Annotated in this window: 21 protein-coding genes; 8 read left to right on the top strand and 13 right to left on the bottom strand. The window is 71.7% G+C overall.

All coding sequences use genetic code 11. The features are described 5' to 3' along the window. Positions 1-26: 26 nt before the first annotated feature. A complete protein-coding gene (locus RAN62_RS19830; protein WP_305786164.1) occupies positions 27-869 on the top strand; it encodes an MmpS family transport accessory protein in 843 nt (280 codons plus the stop codon). Positions 870-904: 35 nt separating this feature from the next. Continuing rightward, entirely contained in the window at positions 905-2,083 is a 1,179-nt protein-coding gene (locus tag RAN62_RS19825) for a pyridoxal phosphate-dependent aminotransferase (protein ID WP_305786197.1), read from the top strand. A gap of 113 nt (positions 2,084-2,196) precedes the next feature. On the opposite strand, the gene glmM is transcribed toward RAN62_RS19825, so the two are convergent. The 3 genes from glmM to rplM form a co-directional block, all read right to left on the bottom strand. Then, positions 2,197-3,549, bottom strand: a complete 1,353-nt coding sequence (glmM, locus tag RAN62_RS19820; protein ID WP_305786163.1) for a phosphoglucosamine mutase — start codon at positions 3,547-3,549, stop codon at positions 2,197-2,199. A 379-nt stretch (positions 3,550-3,928) separates the two neighbouring features. Further along, positions 3,929-4,432, bottom strand: a complete 504-nt coding sequence (gene rpsI, locus RAN62_RS19815; RefSeq protein ID WP_305786162.1) for a 30S ribosomal protein S9 — start codon at positions 4,430-4,432, stop codon at positions 3,929-3,931. Between the two features lie 20 nt (positions 4,433-4,452). Further along, the gene (gene rplM, locus RAN62_RS19810; protein ID WP_305786161.1) at positions 4,453-4,896 is read right to left on the bottom strand and encodes a 50S ribosomal protein L13; all 444 of its coding nucleotides are present in this window, start codon (positions 4,894-4,896) and stop codon (positions 4,453-4,455) included. A gap of 695 nt (positions 4,897-5,591) precedes the next feature. Here rplM and RAN62_RS19805 point away from each other — a divergent pair. Then, positions 5,592-6,737 (top strand): uroporphyrinogen-III synthase, encoded by a 1,146-nt coding sequence (locus RAN62_RS19805; protein ID WP_305786160.1) that lies wholly within the window; start codon positions 5,592-5,594, stop codon positions 6,735-6,737. Between the two features lie 17 nt (positions 6,738-6,754). Here the strand turns inward: RAN62_RS19805 and RAN62_RS19800 are convergent, their stop codons facing one another. The 4 genes from RAN62_RS19800 to RAN62_RS19785 are packed head-to-tail and all read right to left on the bottom strand — an operon-like array spanning position 6,755 to position 11,421. Beyond that, positions 6,755-7,375, bottom strand: coding sequence for a GTP-binding protein (locus tag RAN62_RS19800; protein ID WP_305786159.1), 621 nt, complete (start codon positions 7,373-7,375; stop codon positions 6,755-6,757). Then, a complete protein-coding gene (locus tag RAN62_RS19795; protein WP_305786158.1) occupies positions 7,356-7,718 on the bottom strand; it encodes a DUF742 domain-containing protein in 363 nt (120 codons plus the stop codon). The genes RAN62_RS19800 and RAN62_RS19795 overlap by 20 nt, the downstream gene beginning before the upstream one ends. A gap of 53 nt (positions 7,719-7,771) precedes the next feature. Next, positions 7,772-8,182, bottom strand: a complete 411-nt coding sequence (locus RAN62_RS19790) for a roadblock/LC7 domain-containing protein (RefSeq protein WP_305786157.1) — start codon at positions 8,180-8,182, stop codon at positions 7,772-7,774. Then, positions 8,179-11,421 (bottom strand): nitrate- and nitrite sensing domain-containing protein, encoded by a 3,243-nt coding sequence (locus RAN62_RS19785; protein ID WP_305786156.1) that lies wholly within the window; start codon positions 11,419-11,421, stop codon positions 8,179-8,181. Before RAN62_RS19785 ends, RAN62_RS19790 begins: the two co-directional genes overlap by 4 nt. Positions 11,422-11,944: 523 nt before the next feature. Between RAN62_RS19785 and RAN62_RS19780 the strand changes: the two genes are divergently transcribed. After that, complete coding sequence (locus tag RAN62_RS19780) at positions 11,945-13,054, top strand: ABC transporter substrate-binding protein (RefSeq protein WP_305786155.1); 1,110 nt, start codon at positions 11,945-11,947, stop codon at positions 13,052-13,054. 120 nt (positions 13,055-13,174) lie between these two features. Here the strand turns inward: RAN62_RS19780 and RAN62_RS19775 are convergent, their stop codons facing one another. Further along, positions 13,175-13,963 (bottom strand): ABC transporter permease, encoded by a 789-nt coding sequence (locus RAN62_RS19775; protein WP_305786154.1) that lies wholly within the window; start codon positions 13,961-13,963, stop codon positions 13,175-13,177. A 62-nt stretch (positions 13,964-14,025) separates the two neighbouring features. Beyond that, the gene (locus tag RAN62_RS19770) at positions 14,026-15,045 is read right to left on the bottom strand and encodes an ABC transporter substrate-binding protein (protein ID WP_305786196.1); all 1,020 of its coding nucleotides are present in this window, start codon (positions 15,043-15,045) and stop codon (positions 14,026-14,028) included. A gap of 254 nt (positions 15,046-15,299) precedes the next feature. Here RAN62_RS19770 and RAN62_RS19765 point away from each other — a divergent pair, with 254 nt between their 5' ends. The 4 genes from RAN62_RS19765 to RAN62_RS19750 all read left to right on the top strand — a co-directional run bounded on the left by RAN62_RS19765 (position 15,300) and on the right by RAN62_RS19750 (position 19,411). Then, positions 15,300-16,049, top strand: coding sequence for an ABC transporter ATP-binding protein (locus tag RAN62_RS19765; protein ID WP_305786153.1), 750 nt, complete (start codon positions 15,300-15,302; stop codon positions 16,047-16,049). Positions 16,050-16,053: 4 nt separating this feature from the next. After that, complete coding sequence (locus tag RAN62_RS19760) at positions 16,054-16,986, top strand: LLM class F420-dependent oxidoreductase (RefSeq protein ID WP_305786152.1); 933 nt, start codon at positions 16,054-16,056, stop codon at positions 16,984-16,986. A 28-nt stretch (positions 16,987-17,014) separates the two neighbouring features. Beyond that, complete coding sequence (locus RAN62_RS19755) at positions 17,015-17,323, top strand: cupin domain-containing protein (RefSeq protein ID WP_305786151.1); 309 nt, start codon at positions 17,015-17,017, stop codon at positions 17,321-17,323. A gap of 81 nt (positions 17,324-17,404) precedes the next feature. Then, positions 17,405-19,411, top strand: coding sequence for a hypothetical protein (locus tag RAN62_RS19750; protein WP_305786150.1), 2,007 nt, complete (start codon positions 17,405-17,407; stop codon positions 19,409-19,411). A 164-nt stretch (positions 19,412-19,575) separates the two neighbouring features. On the opposite strand, the gene thiC is transcribed toward RAN62_RS19750, so the two are convergent. Genes thiC through RAN62_RS19730 form a run of 4 tightly spaced genes read right to left on the bottom strand, consistent with a single transcriptional unit; the run spans position 19,576 to position 23,309 of the window. After that, positions 19,576-21,165 (bottom strand): phosphomethylpyrimidine synthase ThiC, encoded by a 1,590-nt coding sequence (gene thiC, locus RAN62_RS19745; protein WP_305786149.1) that lies wholly within the window; start codon positions 21,163-21,165, stop codon positions 19,576-19,578. Between the two features lie 58 nt (positions 21,166-21,223). Beyond that, positions 21,224-21,976 carry a bifunctional hydroxymethylpyrimidine kinase/phosphomethylpyrimidine kinase gene (gene thiD / locus RAN62_RS19740; RefSeq protein ID WP_305786148.1) on the bottom strand — a complete coding sequence of 251 codons (753 nt, stop codon included), beginning with the start codon at positions 21,974-21,976 and terminating at the stop codon, positions 21,224-21,226. Next, positions 21,973-22,566 (bottom strand): thiamine phosphate synthase, encoded by a 594-nt coding sequence (locus tag RAN62_RS19735; protein WP_305786147.1) that lies wholly within the window; start codon positions 22,564-22,566, stop codon positions 21,973-21,975. The genes thiD and RAN62_RS19735 overlap by 4 nt, the downstream gene beginning before the upstream one ends. Further along, complete coding sequence (locus tag RAN62_RS19730) at positions 22,560-23,309, bottom strand: thiazole synthase (RefSeq protein WP_305786146.1); 750 nt, start codon at positions 23,307-23,309, stop codon at positions 22,560-22,562. The genes RAN62_RS19735 and RAN62_RS19730 overlap by 7 nt, the downstream gene beginning before the upstream one ends. Positions 23,310-23,311 lie beyond the last annotated feature (2 nt).

Here is a 23,311-nt window from a genome sequence, read left to right as displayed (position 1 = left end):
AGCCGACGACTCCCCGGGAGAGACGCTTGAGCTACCCACCGCCGCCCTCCGACCCCCACGACCCGCCCTCGGCCGATCCGTGGGCGACCTCGACGGGCGACGCCCAGGCGCCCCAGCCGCAGCCGCGACCGGGCGAGTATTTCCAGCCGGGCCAGGCGGCCGTCCCGCCGCCCGTCGAGTTCGATCCGTACCCGCCGACGTCGCAGTTTCCGTCGAGCACCCAGCCCGGATACCAGGGCTACCAGCAGCCGGGTTACGCGCAGCCCGGCCCGCAGCCGGGATACGCGCCGCCCGGATACGGCCCGCCCCAGCCGGGATACCAGCAGCCCTACGAGACGCCGAAGCCGAAGCGGAACAACACCCCGCTGATTGCCGTGCTGATCGCCGTGACGCTGCTGCTCTGCGCCGGCGGGGTGACCTCGGTCGTGCTCCTGGTGAACAGGGCGACCGAGAAGGCCCAGGAGACGATCGGCTCGGTGCCGACGGCGCCGCCGGACATCGACGTCCCGGGGCTGCCCACCGAGCTGCCGACCGACCTGCCCACGCTGCCGACCGACCTGCCCGACCTGCCCGGCAACGGCGGCTTCGGCGAGGAGTTCGAGGTCGAGTACGAGGTGACGGGCGACGGCCCGGTCTCGATCGTCTGGGTGGACGCCGAGAAGGGCCCGCAGCAGGAGAGCGACGTCTCGCTGCCGTGGCGCAAGACGCTGACCATGCAGAAGCCGTATTTCGTCTCGGTGACGGCCGTGCGCGCCGACGTCGAGGAGGGCACGATCGCCTGCTCGGTGAAGGTCGACGGCGAGCAGGTCGCCGAGAAGGAGGGCACCGGCCGCTTCACGACGGCCAGCTGCTCGAAGACGGTTTCCTGAGGCGAGCCCGTAGGCTGGCGGGCGTGACGTCGTCGATCTCGGCGGACCCGCTCGTCGGCCGCATGCGCCCGTTCGGCACCACCATCTTCACCGAGATGTCCGCGCTCGCCGCGCGGACCGGCTCGGTCAACCTCGGTCAGGGGTTCCCCGACACCGACGGGCCGCCGGAGATGCTCGCGGCGGCCGCCGAGGCGCTGCGCTCCGGCGCCAACCAATATCCGCCGCTGCCGGGCATCCCCGCCCTGCGACAGGCCGTCACCGCGCACGAGCAGCGCTTCTGGGGTCTCGCCCGGGACCCGGACACCGAGGTCGTGGTGACGGCCGGGGCGACGGAGGCGATCGCCGCCGCGGTGCTCGCCCTGTGCGAGGCGGGCGACGAGGTCGTGTGCTTCGAGCCCTACTACGACTCGTACGCGGCGTCGATCACGCTGGCCGGAGCGGTGCGCCGCCCGGTGACGCTCCGTCCGGGCCCGGACGGCCGGTATGCCTTCGACGAGGCCGAGCTGCGCGCCGCCTTCGGGCCGCGGACCCGGATGGTGCTTCTCAACACCCCGCACAACCCCACCGGCAAGGTCTTCACCCCCGCAGAGCTCGCCCTGATCGCGGAGCTGTGCCGGGAACACGACGTGTACGCGGTGACCGACGAGGTGTACGAGCACCTCGTCTTCGACGACGGGCGCCACGTCCCGCTGGCCGGTCTGCCCGGGATGCGCGAGCGCACGCTGCGGATCTCGTCGGCCGGCAAGACGTTCTCGTGCACCGGCTGGAAGGTCGGCTGGGCCACCGGTCCGGCACCGCTCGTCTCGGCGGTGCAGCGCGTCAAGCAGTTCCTGACCTTCGTCAACGCGGGCCCGTTGCAACCGGCCGTCGCCGTGGCGCTGGGGCTGCCCGACGCCTACTTCGCCGGGTTCCGCGCCGGGCTGCAGGCACGGCGGGACAGGCTCGTCGCCGGGCTCGCCGAGGCCGGCTTCCGGGTCCTGCCGTCGGAGGGCACCTATTTCGTCACCGCCGACATCAGCCCGCTGGCGCCCGAGGACGTGGACGGGGTCACCTTCTGCCGGACCCTGCCCGAACGGTGCGGGGTCGTCGCGGTGCCGACCCAGGTCTTTTACGACCACCAGGAGCAGGGGCGCCGCCTGATCCGCTTCGCCTTCTGCAAGCGGGAGGACGTGATCGACGAGGCCGCCCGCCGCCTGAGCGGCCTGTCCCGCTGACGGAGGCGAAACCGCCCGCCGCCTGAGCATGCTCGCGGGCTGAGGAAAACGGCCCAGCGCCGCGCAAGAGAGCGCAACGCCGGGCCGGAAAGAGCCGGGCCGGAGGAAAACGTTCAGGCGGGGCTGGCCGTGCGGACCTCGTCGGCGACCCGCTCGGCGACGCTCCGCGCCTGCTCCTCGGTGGCCGCCTCGACCATCACCCGGACGAGCGGCTCGGTGCCCGACGGGCGGAGCAGCACCCGGCCGGTCTCGCCCAGCTCGGCCTCGGCCAGCGCCACGGCGGCCTGCACGGTCGGGGCCTGCGCACCGGCCTCACGGTCGGCGACGTTGACGTTGATCAGGACCTGGGGCAGCTTGTGCACCACGGCCGCCAGGTCGGCGAGCGACTTGCCGCTGGACGCCATCGTGGCCATCAGGTGCAGGCCGGTCAGCACGCCGTCGCCCGTGGTGGCGTGCGCGGGCATGACGATGTGACCGCTCTGCTCGCCGCCGAGGGCCAGCTTGCCGGCGTTGAGCTCCTCGAGGACGTACCGGTCGCCGACCTTGGTCTCGATGAGCCGGATGCCCGCCTCCTTCATCGCGAGGCGCAGGCCGAGGTTGCTCATGACCGTGGCCACCAGCGTGTCGCCGGTGAGGGTGCCCGCGTCGCGCATCGCCAGGGCCAGGATGGCCATCATCTGGTCGCCGTCGACGACCTCGCCCGTGGCGGTGACGGCGAGGCAGCGGTCCGCGTCGCCGTCGTGGGCGAGACCCAGGTCGGCGCCCTCCCGCACAACCGCCTCGATCAGCGACTCCATGTGCGTGGACCCGCAGTTGTCGTTGATGTTGAGGCCGTCGGGCTCGGCGTGGATGGCGATGACCTCCGCGCCGGCCTGCTCGTAGGCAGCCGGGGCGACGTCGCTCGCGGCACCGTTCGCGCAGTCGACGACGACCTTGATGCCGGCCAGGCTGTGCGGCGTCGCGTCGACCAGGTGCTTGGTGTAGTGCTCGGCACCGTCGAGCAGGTCGTGCACGCGGCCCACGCCGGCGCCGGTCGGGCGGCCGACCAGCCCGTGCCCGTCGGCGATCGCCGCCTCGATGCGCTCCTCGATCTCGTCCGGGAGCTTGAGGCCGCCGGGGGCGAAGAGCTTGATCCCGTTGTCCGGCATCGGGTTGTGTGACGCCGACAGCATGACGCCCAGATCGGCCTGCGCCTGCCCGGTCAGGTAGGCGACGGCGGGCGTGGGCAGCACCCCGACCCGGACGACGTTCGCGCCGGCGCTGGCGAGGCCCGCCACCACGGCCGCCTCGAGCATCTCGCCGCTGGCCCGCGGGTCCCGGCCGACGATGGCGAGCGGCTGGTGGCTCCGGTCGCTCTCGATCAGCACCCGGGCGGCGGCCACGGCCACCGACAGTGCCAGCTCCGGGGTCAGCAGCTCACCGTTGGCAAGCCCGCGTACGCCGTCCGTGCCGAAGAGTCGCCCCATGGCGCCGTTCCTTTCGGTGGTCCGGACGCTCCGGACCGGAAGTCGGTGGGTCCCGCCGCACGAAGCAACCGCCGCGACGGAGAGTCGGCCCGCCACGTAAAGCGACGGGGAAGTCGGCCCGCCACAAGAAGCGACGGGGAAGTCGGCCCGCCGCGTGAAGCGACGGGAAGCCTGCCACGAGACGCGCGGCCGAGTGGTCAAAGCGTGACGCGCGGCCAAGTGGTCAAAGCGTGACGCGCGGCCAAGTGGTCAAAGCGTGACGCGCGGCCGAGCGGGAAAAGCAAACAAAGCTCAGAGATGCGAAACGGCCGGGCACGCCCCGAGCGAGGGGGCGCACCCGGCCGTATCGGTCAGACGTGGTGCAAGACGAGCGCTGAGGTCAGCGCTTCGAGTACTGCGGGGCCTTGCGGGCCTTCTTGAGACCGTACTTCTTGCTCTCCTTGACGCGGGCGTCACGGGTGAGGAAGCCGGCCTTCTTGAGGGCGGGGCGGTCGTCGGGCTCGTTCGTGATCAGGGCACGAGCGATGCCGAGGCGCAGGGCGCCGGCCTGACCGGTGATGCCGCCGCCACGCAGGTTGGCGATGACGTCGAACTGCTCGGCCTTCTCGGTGGTGACGAGCGGCTCGCGGATGAGCTGCTGGTGCACCTTGCTCGGGAAGTACTCCTCGAGGTCGCGGCCGTTGCAGACGATCTTGCCGCTGCCGGGGACCAGGCGGACCCGGACGATGGCCTCCTTGCGGCGGCCGACGGTCTGGATCGGGCGATCACCGGGGCGCGGCGCGCGAACGGCGGGAGCCGGGGCCTCGACCACCACGACGGTCTCAGCGGGCTCTTCGACGGTCTCGACGTTCTCGACGACCTCGGGCTCGACGATGTCGGTCATGCTGTTTCCTTCGCCCGCGCTCACTGCGCGATCTGCTTGATTTCGAACGGCTGCGGCTGCTGCGCGGCGTGCGGGTGCTCGGCGCCCGGGTAGACCTTCAGCTTCTTGATGATCTGACGCGCGAGCTTGTTGTGCGGGAGCATGCCCTTGACGGCCAGCTCGACCGCGTGCTCGGGGCGCTTGGTGAGCAGCTCCTCGTAGCCGACCTGCTTGAGACCACCCGGGTAGCCGGAGTGGCGGTAGGCGACCTTGGTCTGCCGCTTGTTGCCGGTCAGGGCGACCTTGCCGGCGTTGATGATCACCACGAAGTCGCCGGTGTCGACGTGCGGTGCGAAGGTCGGCTTGTGCTTGCCGCGCAGAAGGGTCGCGGCGTGGGTGGCCAGGCGGCCCAGGACGACGTCAGAAGCGTCGATAATGTGCCACTGACGCTCGATCTCACCCGGCTTCGGGCTGTACGTACGCACAGAATTACCTTGTCTCGTCGTCGGTCTTGGGGCGCGCGCTGGTCGTAACAGGCACGACCATCAAGCGTACCCGAACGGGGACGCTCGCAGCTGTCGCACAACAGCAGGCAACAATACCCGCCAGCGCGGCGCGCGGTCAAAACGGGCTAGGAGGCCCGTCAGCCGACGGACCGCATAACTTATCGGTCCCAGGATAGGCCGTGATGCGCGGCACGCCGACAGCGGGGCACGTGATTCCACCCACCGTGGCGGAGAACGAAACCCACCGTGGCGGAGAACGAAACCCACTGTCGCGGAGAACGAGGCCCACCGTGGTCGCCGCATCCGGCCGGACGAGAACGCCGAGTGTCGATCGATGCCTTAGCAGGCTCGAAACATACGGGACCCGCGACCGAAATTCCCCACCGGCACGCTTCCGTCATGGCACGTGGTGATGTCTCCCCGAAGGTGCGGTTCTCCGCGCCCGGGTGCGCCACCACCACGACCTCCGAGCCACCGCCAGGGTTGAGGACGGACCTGGCGGTGCCTGCCGGCGCGGGCGACCGCATCGGCGGAGGAGAGCCGCGGCGTGTGCCGGCCGGAGGTACGGCGGAGAACGCAGGCGTGACATGGGAGCGGGTCGACGCTGAGGACGGCGGTCTCCGAGCGTGCCCTTCGGTGGACCGGCCGGCCACGCCGCGGCTTTTCACGAACACATGACCGACCGGACGGGAAGTACGCGACGTCCGGTCCTCACCGCATCGGCTCTGGAGGAGCCGGCGGCCTCCCTGGCGGGCTACACGATCGGGGTCACCTCCGATCACCGCCGCGACGAGCTCGCCGGCCTGCTGGAGCAACGGGGAGCCCGGGTTGTGATCGCCCCGGCGCTGCGCATCGTCCCGATCGCTGACGACGCCGAGCTGCGCGCCGCCACCCGGGCCTGTCTCGCGTCGCCACCGGACATCGTGCTCGCCAACACCGGGATCGGCATGCGGGGCTGGCTCGAGGCGGCCGAGGGCTGGGGGCTGGCGGAACCGCTGCGCGACGTGCTCTCCCGGGCGTACCTGGTCGCGCGTGGCCCCAAAGCCCGGGCCGCTGTCCGGTCCGCCGGGCTCCGGGACAACTGGTCACCGGAGGGCGAAAGCTACGAGGAGGTCGTCGACCATCTGACGGCTCGCGGCGTTTCCGGCCTGACGGTGGCGATGCAGCTGCACGGCGAGAGCCAGCCGGAGTACACGGAGGCGCTCCAGGCCGCCGGCGCCCGCGTGGTCGAGGTCCCGGTCTACCGCTGGGCGCCACCGATCGATCCGGCGCCACTGCACCGTCTGGTCGATCTCATCACCGGCCGGCTGGTCGACGCCGTGACGTTCACCTCCGCGCCGGCGGTGGGCGCGGTGCTGCGGGCGGCGGGCCAGGAGGTCGACGAGCTGCTGACTGCCCTGCGTACGGACGTCCTGGCGGCCTGCGTCGGCCCGGTGACCGCGGCTCCGCTGCGCAAGCACGACGTCCCGGTGATCGCACCGTCCCGGGCCCGGATGAGCGCCCTGGTCCGTACGATCGTGGACAAGCTCCCCCAGCGGGCCCTCAGCCTCGAAGTCGCCGGGCACGCGCTGACTCTGCGTGGCCACGCGGCGATCATCGACGGTGAGCTGCGTCCGCTGGCTCCCGCCCCGATGGCCGTCCTGCGCGCGCTCGCCGTCACGCCCGGTCGCGTGCTCTCCCGGGCCGCCTTGCTGCGCGCCCTCCCCCGCGGCGCCGACGAGCACGCCGTCGAGATGGCCGTGGCCCGGCTCCGCGCCGGCCTGGGCACCCCGGGCGTCGTCCAGACGGTGGTGAAACGGGGTTATCGGCTACCTCTGTGAGACGAGGCAGCCGATGATCACCCGACCGGCGCGGGGAACCCGCGGCCCTGTTCGGCGACGAGCGTCCGCATCGCGTGCTCGACCACGCTGACCAGCACCATCTTCACCGAGTCGCGCTGCCGGGCGTCGCACATGACGAGCGGCACCTGGGGCGAGATGGCGAGCGCCTCCCGCACCTCCTCCGGCTCGTAGCGCGGCGCGCCGTCGAAGCAGTTCAGCGCCACGATGTAGGGCAGGTGCCTGTTCTCGAAGTAGTCGAGCGGGGCGAAGGCGTCCGAGATGCGGCGGGTGTCCACCAGCACGGCGGCGCCGACGGCCCCCCGGATCAGCTCGTCCCACATGAACCAGAAGCGCGTCTGGCCCGGCGTCCCGAAGAGGTAGAGGATCAGGTCCTCGGCCATGGTGATGCGGCCGAAGTCCATCGCCACCGTGGTGGTCTCTTTGCCCGGCACCTTGGACGCGTCGTCGATGCCCTGCCCGGCCGAGGTCATGACGGCCTCGGTGGTCAGGGGCTCGATCTCGGAGACCGCACCGACGAGCGTCGTCTTGCCGACGCCGAAGCCACCAGCGACGACGATCTTCGCGGAGGTGATCTCCTTGGGTTGCGCCCCCGCCCGCTCAGAGCTTGCGAAGTCCACTCAACACCCTTTCCAGCAGATCCATCCGCTCCGTGAACCCTTGCTTGGGAGCGGCGCTGTGCAAAGCCAACATCCCGTCGTCGACCATGTCGGCGACGAGCACCCGGGCGGCCCCCAGCGGGAGCCGGCTGTAGGCCGCGATCTCGGCCAGCGACTGCGCCTTGGGCTCGCACAGCACGGCGATGCGATATTTGTCGTGCCCGGCGAACCGGGCCTCCTGCACGGCGGCCTGGCTCGCCACCAGGACCGCCTCGATCGGGATCTCCCGCCGTGGCTCCGTCCGGCCCCGGGTGACCGCGTACGGACGGACCAGGTTGCCGCGGGGGTCGTGCGGCTGCCCCATCGGGCGGTCACCTCCTTCCGGCTGGCACGGGACACGTCAGGAACACAAGCGGCTCAGTGATGGACGACGGCCTCACGCGGGGCCGGCACGAGGGCCGCGCCGACGCGCTCGACCAGCAACGCCATCTCGTAGCCGACCTGGCCGACGTCGCAGCTGCGCGCCGCGAGCACGGCCATGGACGACCCGTCGCTGATGGACATCAGGAACAGGTAGCCGCTGTCCATCTCGATGATCGTCTGCTGCACCTGACCGGCGTTGAACATGCGCGACGCGCCGTCGGTCAGGCTCACGACGCCGGAGGTGATCGCGGCGAGCTGGTCGGCACGGTCCGCCGGCAGGTCCCGGGACGAGGCCAGCAGCAGGCCGTCGGCGGAGACCGCGACGACGTGGGCGATTCCGGCCACGCTGTCGGCGAAGTTGCTGAGCAGCCAGCCCATGTCCTGCATGGTGGGGGGCCTGGTCACTGTCCGTTCTCCTTCGGAGCAGGGGCGAGCGCGGCAGCTTCCTCACTGCCGGCCGTACGCCCTCGTTGCACGCCTCGGTGGTACGCAGAGAGGAGCCCGCGCACTTGGTCCGGGCTGCGCCGATTCTGTTGACGCGGCACACTTTGCACCCCACCCGGGACGAGCTGGGCCTGAGGTGTCCGCTTGGGCAGCCCGGAGCGGGTGGTGTCGGTGACGTTTGGTTGTGCCGCCGCCATCGCCCGCTGCCATCCTTCGTCAGCCGCGGTCCGCCACGCGTCGTCGGCAGCTCGGCGCTGCCGGGGCACGGACGGGTTACCGCTGTCGGAACCGGCGTCGTCCGCCGGCCGGGAACCATTCTGCCCCGCATTCACGGATCGGCCACTGGCTGAAGCCGCAGGAGACACGGGAGCGGGAGAATCTTCCGCTGTTACTTCCGGCACAACGTCCGAAACCGGCTCGACCGGCGCCTCGGTGGACAGGATCTGCGTCTCGTCGGCCGGCGCGGCGGGCTGGTTCGGCGGCGGGGCGTAACCCGCCGTCGGCATGCTCCACTCCTCGCCGGGCGTCTCGTCACCGCCCAGGAACCAGCTCTGCTGCATCTGCAGGAAGATCGGCGCGGGCTCGGCCGGGCTGTCGGCGGCCGGCGCGGGCGGCATTTCCGCCAGCGCGGCGCCCCACCCGTCGGGGTTCGGGCTCACCGGGCGGTTGGCCGGCGCCTCCACCATCGGGAACGCCGTCGCGGCCGACCCGGCGGGCGCCGGCACCTCGACAGCCGCAGCCGGCGCCGAGACCGAAGCCGCCGGAGCCGGCGCCGAGACAGGAGCCGCCGAAATGGGAGCGGCTGAAACCGAGGCCGACGAGATCGGAGCGGCGGAGATCGGGGACGAAGCGGGCGACACCGGCGACGGCAGTCCCCGGTCCGCCACACCCCGCTTGGGCAGCGCGGGCCTGTTCGGGGTCGGGAAACCCTCGCCCGGTCCGGGCAGCTGCGACGGCTGCGCCGGGAGCAGAGGATGCTTCGGTACGGCCGGCGACTGCGGCGCGGAGATGCCGCCCGACCCGGCCCGGATCGCCGGCCCGTCCCGCCACGGATCCGGCGCGACGGCCGGCAACGTCGCCGTGGCCGCGCGGCTGAAGCCGGTCGGGTCGTTCCACGCCGCGGGCGCCGCGTCGAGCTGGCGCGGGCCGCGTCCCGGCGGGTCGAGCGGCCGGCTGTTGGGCAGGATCACGATGCTGTTGGGCAGGATCACCTGGGCGACCGTGCCGCCCTCGATGTTGGCCCGCAGCTCGACACGGATGCCGTAGCGTCCGGCCAGCCGGCCCACGACGGCCAGGCCCATCAGGCGGAAGGCGGCCACGTCGACGTCCGGCGTCTCGGCCAGGCGCCGGTTGAGGCTCTCCATCTGCTCCTCGGACATCCCGAGGCCGCGGTCCTCGACCTGGATCACGACATAGTCGCGGATCCGGCGGCCGTCGGCGACCACCACCGTGTTCGGCGGCGAGAAGCGGGTCGCGTTGTCGAGCAGCTCGGCGACGAGCCGGACGACGTCGTTGACCGCGACGGCCATGATCGAGATGTCGGTGTCGACCGTGCCGAACTCGATGCGGTTGTAGAGCTCGACCTCGGACTGGGCGGCTCGCAGCGCGTCGACGACCAGGGCGTCCTCGCGGCGCGGGGCGCTGGAGTCGGCGCCCGCCAGCACCAGCAGGTTCTCGTCGTTGCGGCGCATGCGGGTGGCGAGGTGGTCGAGCTCGAAGAGCCGGGCCAGGCGCTTCGGGTCCTCCTCGGTGCGCTCGATCGTGTCGAGCTCGCCGATCATGCGGTCGACCAGGCTCTGCGAGCGGCGGGCGAGGTTGAGGAACATCGCCGAGACGGTGGTGCGCAGGGCGGCCTGCTCGGCCGCGATCCGGACCGCCTCGCGGTGGACCACGTTGAAGGCCTGCGCCACCTGGCCGACCTCGTCGCGGTTGGTGAGCCGGATCGCGTCGGGCAGCTGGTCGACGATGTCGTCGACGCCGCCATCGCCCAGGTTGCGCACGTCGCGGAGCCGGGCCACGGCGTCGGGCAGGTCGCGGTTGGCCACCGCCAGGGCACCCTCGCGCAGCCGGCGCAGCGAGTTGTTGAGCGAGCGGGCCAGGACGACGGCCAGGGCGACGGCGATGACCAGGACCAGCAGGATCAGGCCGGCCTCGAGGGCGGTCTGCTGACCCACCTCGGAGCTCTCGTCGGCGGCCCGGGCGAGCGTCTCGCCCTCCAGCCGCTGCTCGGCCCAGCGCATGAGGTCGACGACCGCGCCGAGGGAGGTGGTCACCTCGGCGGCGGGCACCGCTTCCTTGCGCGCGATGCGGGTGGCGGTCTGGTCGGCGAGGTTGACCGCGTCACCGGTGACCGTGTCGTCGATCAGCTGCTGCTGCGCCGGGGTGGCGACCAGCGAGAAGCTCTCGAGCGCCTCCTGCTGGCCGGTCTGGGTCGCGGTGAGCACGGTGAGCTGCTCGTCGCTGACGTCGCCGGCGGAGCGCGCCGCATAGGCGACGGCCTCCTGCTCGGCGGTGCCGGCCTTGGCCCTGGCGAAGGCCGAGAGCGCGCGCAGGCTGTCGGCCACGTCGCCCTCGCCCGCGTACTGGCTGAGGACCTCGTGATAGCCGATCAGGTCGGTGGTCACGACGCCGTAGCGCGTCACGGCCTCGGAGACGGCGATCTGGTCGCGGTCGACGATCTTCTTGCGGGTGGCGTCCATCAGCCGCAGGTGGTCGTCGATGCGGTTGAGCGCGGTGGCCACGACGGCGGGCGGATCGTCGATCTCGCGCCGGTCGGTCGTGAACTTGTCGATCCGCTCGTCGCTCGCCGCGACGAGGGCGTTGTAGCCCTTGCGGTCCGCCTTGGGGTTCGCCAGATATTCGGCGGCGGCCATGCGCTCCTGGTGCAGCGCCTGGGTCAGGCCGGACACGTCGGTGCCGAGGCGGGTCAGGTCCTCCACCCGGCCGGCGTCGACGGCCTGCCGGCCGACGTCCACCAGTCGCACGGCGGCGAGGGCGAGGACGGCGGCCAACGGGACGAAGAGGATCAGCGTCAGCTTGGAGCGGATGCGGGTGTCCTGCAGGCGCGGCAGCCAGCGGCGGCGCGGACGGACGGCGGCCGGCCGGGGGCTGTCGTCGCGGCCGGCGGCGGAGGAGCCGAGGGCGGGAGCGGACGAGCCCGCGGGAAAGGTCGAAGCCTGGGTCGAAGATCCGGTGCTCACGACATCTCCTCGCTGATCATCTCCGCATCTCGTCGTCCGCCCGGATGCGGGAAGCGGGCCCACCGGACCCCCCGCGGCAAGGCACGTGCCACACGCGGCACGGCCGCGATTTCATCAGAGTCGGCAACCGTTTGGGAAGCCCGCGACCGTCCGGAATGAGCGTTCACGAGCCGGAGACAATGGTCCGAACGGATCGACAATCGACACACAGTAGGTGTTGACGTGCGCAAATGTGACGACGGCAACGCAACGTATCGGCGCAGTGACACTTATGCATCAAGATTCCAACCACTATGTGGGATGAACGTCCCGCGCAAGGCTCTGCGCGCGGCTTGACCAGCAACCCTCACGTTGGCAAGGTTTCTCGCGATCGAACGGACGCCGTGTCCGTGTTCGCACGGTCCAAACCGGACAACGTGGCTCTGTCGCATCGCGAAGAAATCCCTTGAAGCGCCTTTGAGGAGGCACCCCAGTGAGGCTCCCCCGTCGTCTGACGGCGCCCGTCGCCGCATCGGCGCTCGTCATGTCCGCACTCGCGGGGTGCGACTCGGGCAGCGACGCCGGCGCGAAGACCGACGTCGTCATCGGCGCCGATCTGGCGTCCAACTCCCCGGTCGACGCGGCGTACGCCCGCGCCCTCCAGCTGCGCGTCGAGCAGATCAACGCCTCCGGCCAGCTCGGCCGGCACAACCTCGTGCTGCGCATCCTGGACAACGGCGCCGACCCGCGGTCCGCCGTGCCCGACGTCGGCACCCTGGCCGCGGACTCCTCTGTGGCCGCTCTGATCACCGGCTCCTGCAACGAGTGCACGGCCAACTCGGCCAAGACGATCAACGACCAGAAGATCCCGACCATCGCGCTCGCGACAGCCGACGGTCTCACCACGCCGATCGCCAGCCACCGCTACCTCTTCAAGCTCGGCCCCAACAGCGCCGACAGCACCGCCGTGCTGACCGCCGAGCTGGCGCGGGCCAAGCAGAAGAAGGTCGCGATCCTCTATTCGAACGACCTGTACGGCAAGAAGGCCCGCGAGCAGATGGAACTCCTGCTGACCAAGGCCGGCATCGACGTCACCGGCAGTGCCGCGGTCCGGCCCGACGCCACGGACGTCACCACCCCCGTCACCGGCCTGCTCGAGGAGGAGCCCCAGGCGCTGGTGATCCTGACCGGCCCGGACCAGGCCACGCTCGCCGCGACCCGGGCCAAGGCGGCGGAGTTCAAGGGGCGCATCTACTTCGACGCGGCCGCGGCCGGCGACCTCTTCCTCTCCCCGCAGGCCGCGGCGGCGACCGACGACACCACGATGGTCTTCACCCAGATCCTGGCCATCGACGACGTCATCGCGACCACCCCGGCCAAGGCCGCCCGCAAGCAGTGGTTCCGCGACTACACCGCGCGCTACGGGTCGTACTCGGGAGTGGCGGCCTTCGGCGCCGACGCCGTCTCCCTGATCGCCGACGCCGTGGCCCGGGCCGGCACCGACCGGGAGCAGCTGCGCGACATCCTCGAGACGTCGCAGACGGACGGCCTCTCCGGGCCGATCCGCCTGACGCCCGACAACCACTCGGCCCTGATGCCGCAGGCCCTGACCCTGCTGGTTGCCCGCAGCGGCCGCTGGCGTCTCCTGAGCTGACAAGAGCGTGTCGGCCGAGCCGACGAAAGAGCTGACGAAGGCGCCGGCGGAAGAGCCGGCGGAGGACCGGAAGAGCGAAAGAAAGGCGGGGGCACCCATGGCGCCCCCGCCTTCCGAGTCTCACCGAGTCGACGTGGTGCCCTTGACCCAGGGCAGCGCCAGCCGCTCGATCAACGCGAGCAGGTAATAGAGCACGATGCTCGCCACCGCCAGCAGCACGATCGCCGCGAACGTCGCCGGGGTGTCGCCCTGGCCACTCGTCTGCACGATGATCATGCCGAGCCCCGACTCGCCGTACTGCATCTCGCCGACGACGACGCCGATGACGGCGAGCGGCATCGCGACCTTGAGTCCGACGAAGATCTGCGGAAGCGCGGCGGGCAGCCGCACGCGCCAGAAGGTCTGCGCCCACGACGCGGTCATCGCCCGGGCCAGCTCGGCGAGATCCGTCGGCGTGCTGGTCAGCCCGGTCGCCGTGGAGAGCACGATCGGGAAGAAGCACACCATGAAGGCCATGGCCAGCACCGGCGTCTTCCCGTAGCCGAACCAGATCAGCATCAGCGGGGCCAGCGCCACCTTCGGCACCGCGTTGAAGGCCACCAGCAGCGGCGCGAACATCCGCTCGAAGGGGCCCCAGGCGGCGATCGCGACGCCCAGCAGCACGCCGATCACCACGGAGATTCCGAAGCCCTCGACCGTGGCGACGGTGGTGTGCCAGGCCTCCTGGAGCAAGGTGTCCGGATAGCGCCCGAAGCCGTCGGCGACGTCCGGCGGGCCGGGCAGGATCACGTCGTTGATGTCGAAGACCACCGTGGCGGCCCACCAGGCGCCGACGGCGGCGGCGAGCCCGAGCAGGGGCCACAAGACGATGGTCAGCGGCGGTCGGCGAGCGGTTGCCAGATCGGTCATGACGGTTCCTTCCGACGGCCGCGGGGCCCGTCAGGTGCGACAGGCCCCGCGCCGGCTGCGGATCAGGCGTTCGGCACCAGCGAGAAGGTGATGACCTGCTCGGGCGTGAGTCCGGCCGGGATCTGGCCGGCGCCCTGCAGGATCGCGATGCTGCGGGCGACGCGCTGGCTGTCGAGCGCGCCGACGGGCACGCCGGACGCCTCCGACTTGACGAACGGGCCCATCAGGGTGAGCTCGGCGGCGGCCGCCTTGGCGTTGGCCGTGGCGACGGTCTTCTGCAGGATCGTGCCCGCCTCGTCGGGGTTGGTGATGCTGTCCTGCAGCCCCTTGAGCAGGGCGTCCGTGAACTTCTTGGTCTTGTCCGGGTTGTCCTTGGCGTACTTGCTGGAGGTGATCAGCACGTTGCCGTAAAGGTCCTGGAGCACGTCGCTGTAGGGCAGGACGACCGGCTTCTTGCCCTTGGAGACGGTCTCGGCGGTCGGCGCGCCGACGACGAACTGCCCGATGGCGTCGGTCTGGTGGCTGGCCAGCGTGCCGAAGAGCGTGGTCGCGTTGCCGTTGACGAAGGTCACCTTGGCGGCGTCCACGCCGGCCAGTTTGGCGTACGTCGGGAAGAGGTTGCGGACCACGGAGCCGGGCGTGTCCGCGATCTTCTTGCCCTCGAGGTCCTTGGGCGTGGCGATGCCGTAGCCCTCGAGCGACATGACCGCGGCCATGGTGCGCTGCTGGATCGCGGCGACGGCGGTGAAGCCCTCGACCTTGGGCTGGTTGTTGGCGCCGCCGGCCGCGAGCAGGCCACCGGTGAGGTCGATCGGCGTGAACGCGGCCTGCCCGCCGACGACGGCCTTGATGTTCTCGAGGCTGCCGTTGCCGGGCTTGATCTCGACGTCGAAGCCGGCGTCGCGGAAGTAGCCCTTCTCCTTGGCCACGTACGCGTACGAGTCCCGGCCGAAGTTGCCGAACGACGTGAGGTACGTGACCTTCTCCAGGGACTGCGATCCGCCGGAGCTGCTCGAGCTGGTGTCGTCCCCGTCATCGCTGCAGCCGGCTGCGGCGAGCGTCGTGGCCAGCGCGGCGGCCATGAGCGTACGGGTGAATGTCCGTCTTTGCACCGTATTCCTTCCCAACAAGGGGTGTCGAGGAGGCGCCGGGCGGAGGGTGCCGGGACGCCACAGTTGTGTTCAGTCGAACTCGCCGCGTAAGCGTAGGGGAACATCGGCGAGTCATCGATGACTGGTACGGATCGGTGACCAACGTGGACAGGTTGGTGACGACAGAGCACTCTTGAGTGGCTAAAGTGGCAGCCGCATCGATCCGATCTTCGCGGGAGCGCAGCATGATCAGCCTCAGCAGCGTGTCGCGGACGTTCTCCGGGCGTTCGGGCACTGTGGAGGCTCTGCGCGACATCGATCTGACGGTCGCCGATGGCGAGTTCGTCGCGGTCCTCGGCCGCTCGGGCTGCGGAAAGTCCACTCTGCTGCGCTTGATCGCCGGGCTGCTGCCGACGACCGGCGGCGAGATCACCGTCTCCGGGGAGCGGATCACCAAGCCCCGCCGCGACATCGCGATGATGTTCCAGAAACCCGCGCTGCTGCCGTGGCGCACGGTCCTCGACAACGTCCTCCTTCCGGTGCAGATCTTCGGCTGGAAGAAAGCCGAGCACCGCGCGCGGGCCGACGAGCTTCTGGCCTTGACGGGCCTGACCGGCTTCGAGAAGCGATTGCCGCACGAGTTGTCCGGCGGCATGCAGCAACGCGTGGCTCTCTGCCGGTCGCTGATCGCCAACCCGCGCGTGATGCTCATGGACGAGCCGTTCTCCGCCCTCGACGCGCTGACCCGCGAGGAGCTCTCCGGCGAGCTGCAGCGCGTGCACATGGAGCTGGGCACCACGATCGTCTTCGTCACCCACTCGATCGACGAGGCCGTCCTGCTCGCCGACCGGGTCGTCGTGCTCAGCCCCCGGCCGGGCCGGATCCGCCAGGTGCTCGACATCGACATCCCCCGCCCGCGCACGCTGGGCCGCGGCGCGCACCTCGAGGACGTCGCGCGCAGCAGCGCCGAGCTCCACGAACTGCTGATGGCCTGAGCCGATGCGCGTCAGCCTCTTCATCGAGCCGCACCGCGGCGCCACGTACGACGACCAGCTGCGCCTGGCCCGCCACGCCGAGGACGCCGGCTTCGAGGGCCTGCTGCGCGCTGATCACTATCAGTCGATGGGCGCCGACCCGGGGCTGCCCGGCCCGACCGACGCCTGGCTGACCCTGGCCGGCCTGGCCCGCGAGACCACCCGTCTGCGGCTCGGCACGCTGGTCAACTCGGTGACGTTCCGCCTCCCCGGCCCGCTGGCGATCATGGTGGCGCAGGTCGACGCGATGAGCGGCGGCCGCGTCGAGCTGGGCATGGGCGCGGGCTGGTTCGAGCGCGAGCACCTCAGCTACGGCATCCCGTTCCCGCCGGTCGGCGAGCGCTTCGACCGCATGACCGAGCAGCTGGAGATCATCACCGGCCTCTGGTCCACGCCGGAAGGCGCGACCTATTCGTTCGACGGCAAGCACTACCGGCTGCTCGACGCGCCCGCGCTGCCCAAGCCCGTGCAGCGGCCCGGCCCGCCGGTGATCGTCGGCGGCAAGGGCCCGAAGCGCACACCCAACCTGGCCGCCCGCTTCGCGGACGAATACAACGTGCCGTTCAAATCGGTCAGCGAGACGGCGGCGGCGTTCGAGCGGGTCCGGCTTGCCTCCCACGGGTACGCCCGGAGCACCCCGATCTTCTCCGCCGGCGTCGTGGCGGCGGTCGGCCGGACGCCCGGCGAGGTGGCCCGTCGCGCGGCTCCGCTGCACGTTCCGAGTGCTCTGCCGCCGGAAGATCCCGTGGAGGGCAGTCCGGACCGGCTCGTCCAGCGCATCGGTGAGCTGGCGGAGATCGGTGCCACCCGGATCCACCTCCGCATGATCGACATCCATGACCTCGGCCACCTCGATCTGATCGCCGCTCAGGTCCTCCCCCAGGTGCGTGATCTGTGACTCACTTCTTCGCTCAGGGGCGTGACTCGTGACTTCGGAAGAGCTCGGACCCGTCGGCCAGGAAGTGATTCTCGACAATGAGCGCGTACGCGTATGGCACATCAAGCTGGCGCCGGGCGAGACGCAGGGGCTGCACCACCACGGGCTGCCCTATCTCGTGGTGGCCGTCTCGGGCGCCCGGCAGGTGATCCACACCCTCGACGGCAAGAAGATCGACATCGTCGAGGAGACCGGCGACGTCGTCTATCGGGACCTCGGCCAGACTCACAAGCTGACCAACGTCGGTGACACTGTGTATATCGGCCGGATCATCGAGCTGAAGGCCGGCTTCGAGTAGAACCAAGCTCGATTTTGGCGAGTCTTAAGAACGGGCGTCCGGACTGGCGGTCACCGGTGCCGGTTCCGTAACGTGCCGGGCATGGCATTTCGGACCTGGGCCAAGGCGTTGTCCGCCACGGTGGGTGTCGGCGCGCTCGTGGGCGCCAGTGAGCTGGGGATGGCGTACGGGCTGGGCGTCGTGCGACTCACCCGGGTCGTCGACGTCACCACGCGTGATCAGTGGACCGCGCAGCTGGCCTGGGTCGTCTGGTTCCCGATGATCGCCGCGGCGGCCGGGGCCCTGGCGGGTGCGGCCCTGCTGCGTCGCTGGTCACCCTCGACCCGCATCGGCGTACGCGCGGAGGTCGCCCTGTCCTTCGCCGCCGCCCTGGGCGCCGCCGTCATCGTCCCGCTCACCATGCAGCCGGCCCGCACCGCCCGCATCGCCGGCGTCGACCCGGTCGTGGTGATCGCCATCGGCACCGGCATCGGCGCCCTCGTCGGCGTCTTCGCCGCCTGGGCGGCCCTCGCCCAGCGCGTCGCCCGCTGGAGCCTCGCCACGGTCACCGCCGCGATCTGGATCGTCGCCCTCGTGTCGGTCGCACCCTCCCTGGCCCCGAGCGACCCGCTGCCCGCCGTGCGCCTCGGCGTCCTCGACCTGGCTGCGCTGCCCACCGACCGCACAGCCCTCGCCACCATGCCGGCCCTGGCCCTCCTCATCGGCCTCACCCTCGGCATCCTCGCCCGCCGGCGCGGCCTGTCCATGCTCACGATCGCCCTCGCCGGCCTCCCCGGCCCGGCCCTGCTGACCGTGGCTTACCTGATCGCCGGGCCCGGCTCGGGCGCCGACCACTACCAGATGACGCCCTACTGGGCCGCCATGACCGCCACCGGGGCTGGCGTCCTCGGCTCGGTCCTGGCCGCCGTCCTCCGCCGCCCACCCGCCGACGAGGAAGACCCCCAGCCGGCGACCGCAACCACCCCGTCCACCGAGGCGCCGGCCGGCGGAGCATCGTCTCCGTCCGCCGGGACGTCCTCCTCGTCGGCCGGGGTGTCCGCCCCGTCCGCCTCGTCCGCCGGCGGGCCCGCTCCGACCGGGCCCGCATCGTCCGGCCCGCAGGCGGCCCCTGCGCCCTCCGGCTCGCCGGCCGTCGCGCCGACGCCGTCCGGCCGGCCCACCTCCACACCGTCCGGCCGGCCCACCTCCTCGCCGTCCGGCCAGCCGGCGGGCGCACCGTCCGGCCGACCCGCATCGTCGCCGTCCGCCGGGCCCGTGCCCTCGCCGTCCGACCCGATCGCTGCTGCCGTCGGCGGCCCCGGCCGGCAGTCACCCACCCCGCGCCCGGTCGACACCGGCGTGATCGACCTCTCCCAGTCGCCGCGCCCGGCCGACACCGGCGCACACGGCTACCCGCCCGCGACGGGACAGGCACACGGCTACCCGCCGGCCACGGGACAGGCACCCACGGACCCGTCCGGCTTCCCGGCGCTGGGCGGCCACTCCCGTCCCCGCACCGACGAACCGGCCCCGGTCACGCCCCCGCCCGCCCCGCGCCGCCGAGGCAGCGTGGCCGACGCCTTCCGCGGACGCACCGGCGAGTTCCCGGTCCGCGGCCAGCACCCGACCCAGCACCCGGCCCAACGCCCGGCGCCGCAGGGCCGCCCGGGCCAGCCGCTGACCCCGGAGCCCCCACGCGTCAGCGCCCCGATCCCGGAGCCCCGCGTCAGCGCCCCGATCACCCAGCCCGAGCCTCGCCTCAGCGCCCCGATCACCCAGCCCGAGCCGCGGATCAGCGCCCCGATCAGCCAGCCGGAGCCACGGATCAGCGCCCCGATCAGCCAGTCCGAGCCGCGGATCAGCGCGCCCGTCCCCGCGCAGGAGCCGCGCATCAGCGCCCCGGCCACCACGCAGGAGCCGCGCATCAGCGCCCCGGCCACCACGCAGGAGCCGAGGATCAGCGCCCCGATCCCCGGCCCCGACGGCACGGTCCCGGAGCCGCCCGGCCCGGCGCAGCCCGAGAGCAAGGGCCTCTTCGGCCGCGGCCGCCGCAAGGCCGCCCGCAAGGAAGAGGACTACGCCGACTGGGTCAGCGGCCTCGGCAAGTAAGGCCCGGCGCCGGCGCGGAAGCCACCCCGGCCGGCGTCGGCCCCGCGCGGGCGCCGCACCAAGACGAGCGTCGCCACCCAGGCCCCGCGAAGCAAGACGAGCGTCGCCACCCAAGCCCCGCGAAGCAAGACGAACGCCGCCACCCGGGCGCCGGGATGAGAGTGTTACTCGGCGAGCGGCAGATAGACCTTGCCGCCGGAGCTCACGAACTCCTCGCTCTTCGAGGCCATGCCGCGCGCCGCGTAGTCCTTGAGTTCCTGGGTGATTTTCATGGAGCAGAACTTGGGGCCGCACATCGAGCAGAAGTGGGCGGTCTTCGCGGGCGAGGCCGGCAGCGTCGCGTCATGGTAGGCGCGCGCGGTCGCCGGATCCAGCGCCAGGTTGAACTGGTCCTCCCAGCGGAACTCGAAGCGCGCCTTCGACAACGCGTCGTCCCAGGCCTGCGCGCCCGGGTGACCCTTCGCGAGGTCGGCGGCGTGGGCGGCGATCTTGTACGCGATCACGCCCGCCTTCACGTCGTCCCGGTCCGGCAGCCCGAGATGTTCCTTCGGCGTCACGTAGCAGAGCATCGCCGTCCCGAACATGCCGATCATCGCGGCGCCGATGGCCGAGGTGATGTGGTCGTACGCGGGGGCGATGTCGGTCGTCAGCGGCCCGAGCGTGTAGAAGGGCGCGCCGTCGCAGAGCTCGACCTGCAGGTCGACGTTCTCCTTGATCTTGTGCATGGGCACGTGGCCCGGCCCCTCGATCATCACCTGGACGCCGCGCGCCCGGGCGACCTGGGTCAGCTCGCCGAGCGTCCGCAGCTCCGCGAACTGCGCTTCGTCGTTGGCGTCCGCGATGGACCCCGGCCGCAGCCCGTCCCCGAGCGAGAACGTCACGTCGTAGCGGGCCAGGATGTCGCACAGTTCGGCGAAGTTGTCGTAGAGGAAGTTCTCCCGATGGTGGGCGAGGCACCACGCCGCCATGATCGAGCCACCGCGGGAGACGATGCCGGTGACACGAGCCACAGCCAACGGTACGTACCGCAGCAGCACCCCCGCGTGCACGGTCATGTAGTCGACGCCCTGCTCGCACTGCTCGATCACGGTCTCGCGGAAGACGTCCCAGCTCAGCGCGACGGGGTCGCCGCCGACCTTCTCGAGCGCCTGATAGATCGGGACCGTCCCGATCGGCACGGCCGAGTTCCGGACGATCGCCTCGCGCGTCTCGTGGATGCGCTTGCCGGTGGATAGGTCCATCACGGTGTCGGCGCCCCACTGGGTCGCCCAGGTCAGCTTGTCGACCTCCTCTGCGATCGAGGAGGTGACGGCGGACGTGCCGATGTTGGCGTTGACCTTGACCAGGAACCGGGCCCCGATGATCATCGGCTCGATCTCGGGATGGTTGATGTTGGCCGGCAGCACGGCCCGCCCCGCCGCGATCTCGTCCCGGACGAGGGCCGGATCGACGCCCTCCCGGATCGCCACGAACTCCATCTCGTCCGTGACGATCCCGGCCCGGGCATAGGCCAGTTGCGTCGGCCGCGCCCCACCGGCACCGGCCAGCGGAGTCCCCGCCCCCGCGACCGGGGCGACGTCGCCCCGGGCAGCGATCCACGGCCCGCGCAACGGCGGCAGCCCCACCGCCGGATCGGACCCCGGACCCGACGTGTCGTAGAGCCGCACCGGCGGGTTGTCCCCGGTCAGCGGCACCTCGGCGAACGGCACCTGGATGTCCGGCCGGGACCCCTCGACGTACACCTTGTTCCTCACGAAACCTCCCAAAAAGGGCGCCCTCGGGACAGAGTTGTCCCGTGACAAGGGCGAAAACTCAGTTGAAGTGGTGCAGCGGACCCGGCCCGGCGCCGAGCTTCCAGTCGCGGCCACCGGCAAGCGCCCGCGCGACGTACGACTTGGCGAACCTCACCGCCGGCACCAACTCGTCCCCGAGCGCCAGCCGGGCGGCGATCGCCGACGAGAACGTGCAGCCGGACCCGTGATTGTTGCCACTGGCCACGGCCTCGCCCCGCAGCAACAACTCCCGCCCGTCAGCGAAAAGCACATCCACAGCAGACTCGCTGCCTGTAACAACCACCGCGCCGGAGGACGCCAGCTCCCGGGCTGCGGCACTCATCTCCGCAACCGTGACCACCTCACGGGAGAGCAGAGCACCAGCCTCGGCCCGATTAGGCGTCAGCACCCGAGCCAGCGGCAGCAGCGGCGCCACCGCCTCCACGTTCGACAACCGGCTCCCGCTCGTGGCGACCAGCACCGGATCCACCACCAGATGCGGCAGCCGAGCGACCCGATCCACGATGACCCGGGCCACGGCCGCGTCCGCCACCATCCCGACCTTGACCGCCGCCACCTCGAAGTCGTCCAGCACCGCGTCGAGCTGCGCCGCCACGATGTCCGGCGGCACCGGGTGCACGGCGGTCACCCCGAGCGTGTTCTGCGCGGTGATCGCGGTGATCACCGACACCCCGTACGCCCCCAGCGCCGCGAACGTCTTCAAGTCGGCCTGAATCCCGGCACCCCCGCCGGAGTCGGACCCCGCAATCGTCAGCACCACCCGAGGAGTCACGACCGCACCGCCCCAGCCGGCAGGAAAGGCGGCACGGAAAAAGCCTCGGCCAGCGCCCCGGCCACCCGCCCCGGATCGTCTGCCCGCATGATCGCCCCGAGCACCGCCACCCCGGCCGCCCCGGCCGCGCGACAAGCAGCCGCCCGATCCGGGGAGTCGACGCCTCCCAGCGCGAGCCACGGCCGAGAGCCCGCCAGGCGAGCCGCACCGGATACGCCCAGCGGCGGCCCGTACCCCGGCTTGGTGACCGTGGGAAAGATCGGCGAGAGCGTCACGTAGTCCTCATCGGACAGCGGCTCGGTCCCGTGCCACGAGCGCCCGACCAGCCCCACGCCGTCGACCGCCGGATCCGTCGACGACAGGTGAACGGCGTCGCCACCCAAGGGGTCCGCACCTGCGACGATCACGCGCCCCGGCGCCACGGCCCGCAGTTCCGAGGCGAGGGCGGCGCGTTCGGCGTACGGCAGGTCTCGCTCACGCAGCACGACCCACGACGCGCCGCCGCGTACCGCCGCCTGGACCAGGGGCACCAACGGCCCGGCAGCGAGCCGCCGATCGGTGAGCACGACGACGCCTGAGGGGGTCACCACTGCGGCATCCCGGCGTCCGATGTGGACGCCAGTGCGTGATAGCGCCGCGGAATCCGCCCGGCGCCGAAGGCGAGCCGCCCCGCCTCGACGGCGTGCCGCATCGCCGCCGCCATCCGCGCCGGGTCCTCGGCCCGGGTGACGGCCGAGGCGATCAGGACGCCGTCGCAGCCCAGCTCCATGGCCAGCGCCGCGTCGGAGGCCGTCCCGATGCCCGCGTCGAGGATCACCGGCGCGGTGACGCTGTCGCGGATGAGCCGGATGTGGTGCGGGTTGGAGATGCCCAGGCCGGAGCCGATCGGCGCGCCCGCGGGCATGACCGCCGCGCACCCGGCGTCGGCCAGACGGCGGGCCAGGATCGGGTCGTCGCTGGTGTAGGCCAGCACGCCGAACCCGTCCGCGACCAGGATCTCCGCCGCCCGCAGCAGCTCGACACCGTCGGGCAGCAGGGTCCGCTCGTCGCCGATGACCTCGAGCTTGATGAGATCCGTCTCGAAGGCGTCGCGCGCCAGCCGGGCGGCCTTGACCGCGTCGGAGGCGGTGTAGCAACCGGCCGTGTTCGGCAACACGCGCACCCCGAGCCGGTCCAGCAGCGGCAGCAGTCCCGGCCCGGCCGCGTCGATCCGGCGCAGCGCCACGGTCACCATGTCCGTGCCCGAGGCGACGATCGCGGCCTCGAGCGCGGCGAGGCTCTCGGCGCCGCCGGTGCCCAGGATGAGGCGGGAGTCCTTGAAGATGTCCGGCATGC

It is taken from the genome of Symbioplanes lichenis (assembly GCF_030709675.1).
GTDB lineage: Bacteria > Actinomycetota > Actinomycetes > Mycobacteriales > Micromonosporaceae > Actinoplanes > Actinoplanes lichenis.
The sequence above is the reverse complement of the archived record's forward strand: the minus strand, read 5'-3'. Positions and strand labels throughout refer to the sequence as shown.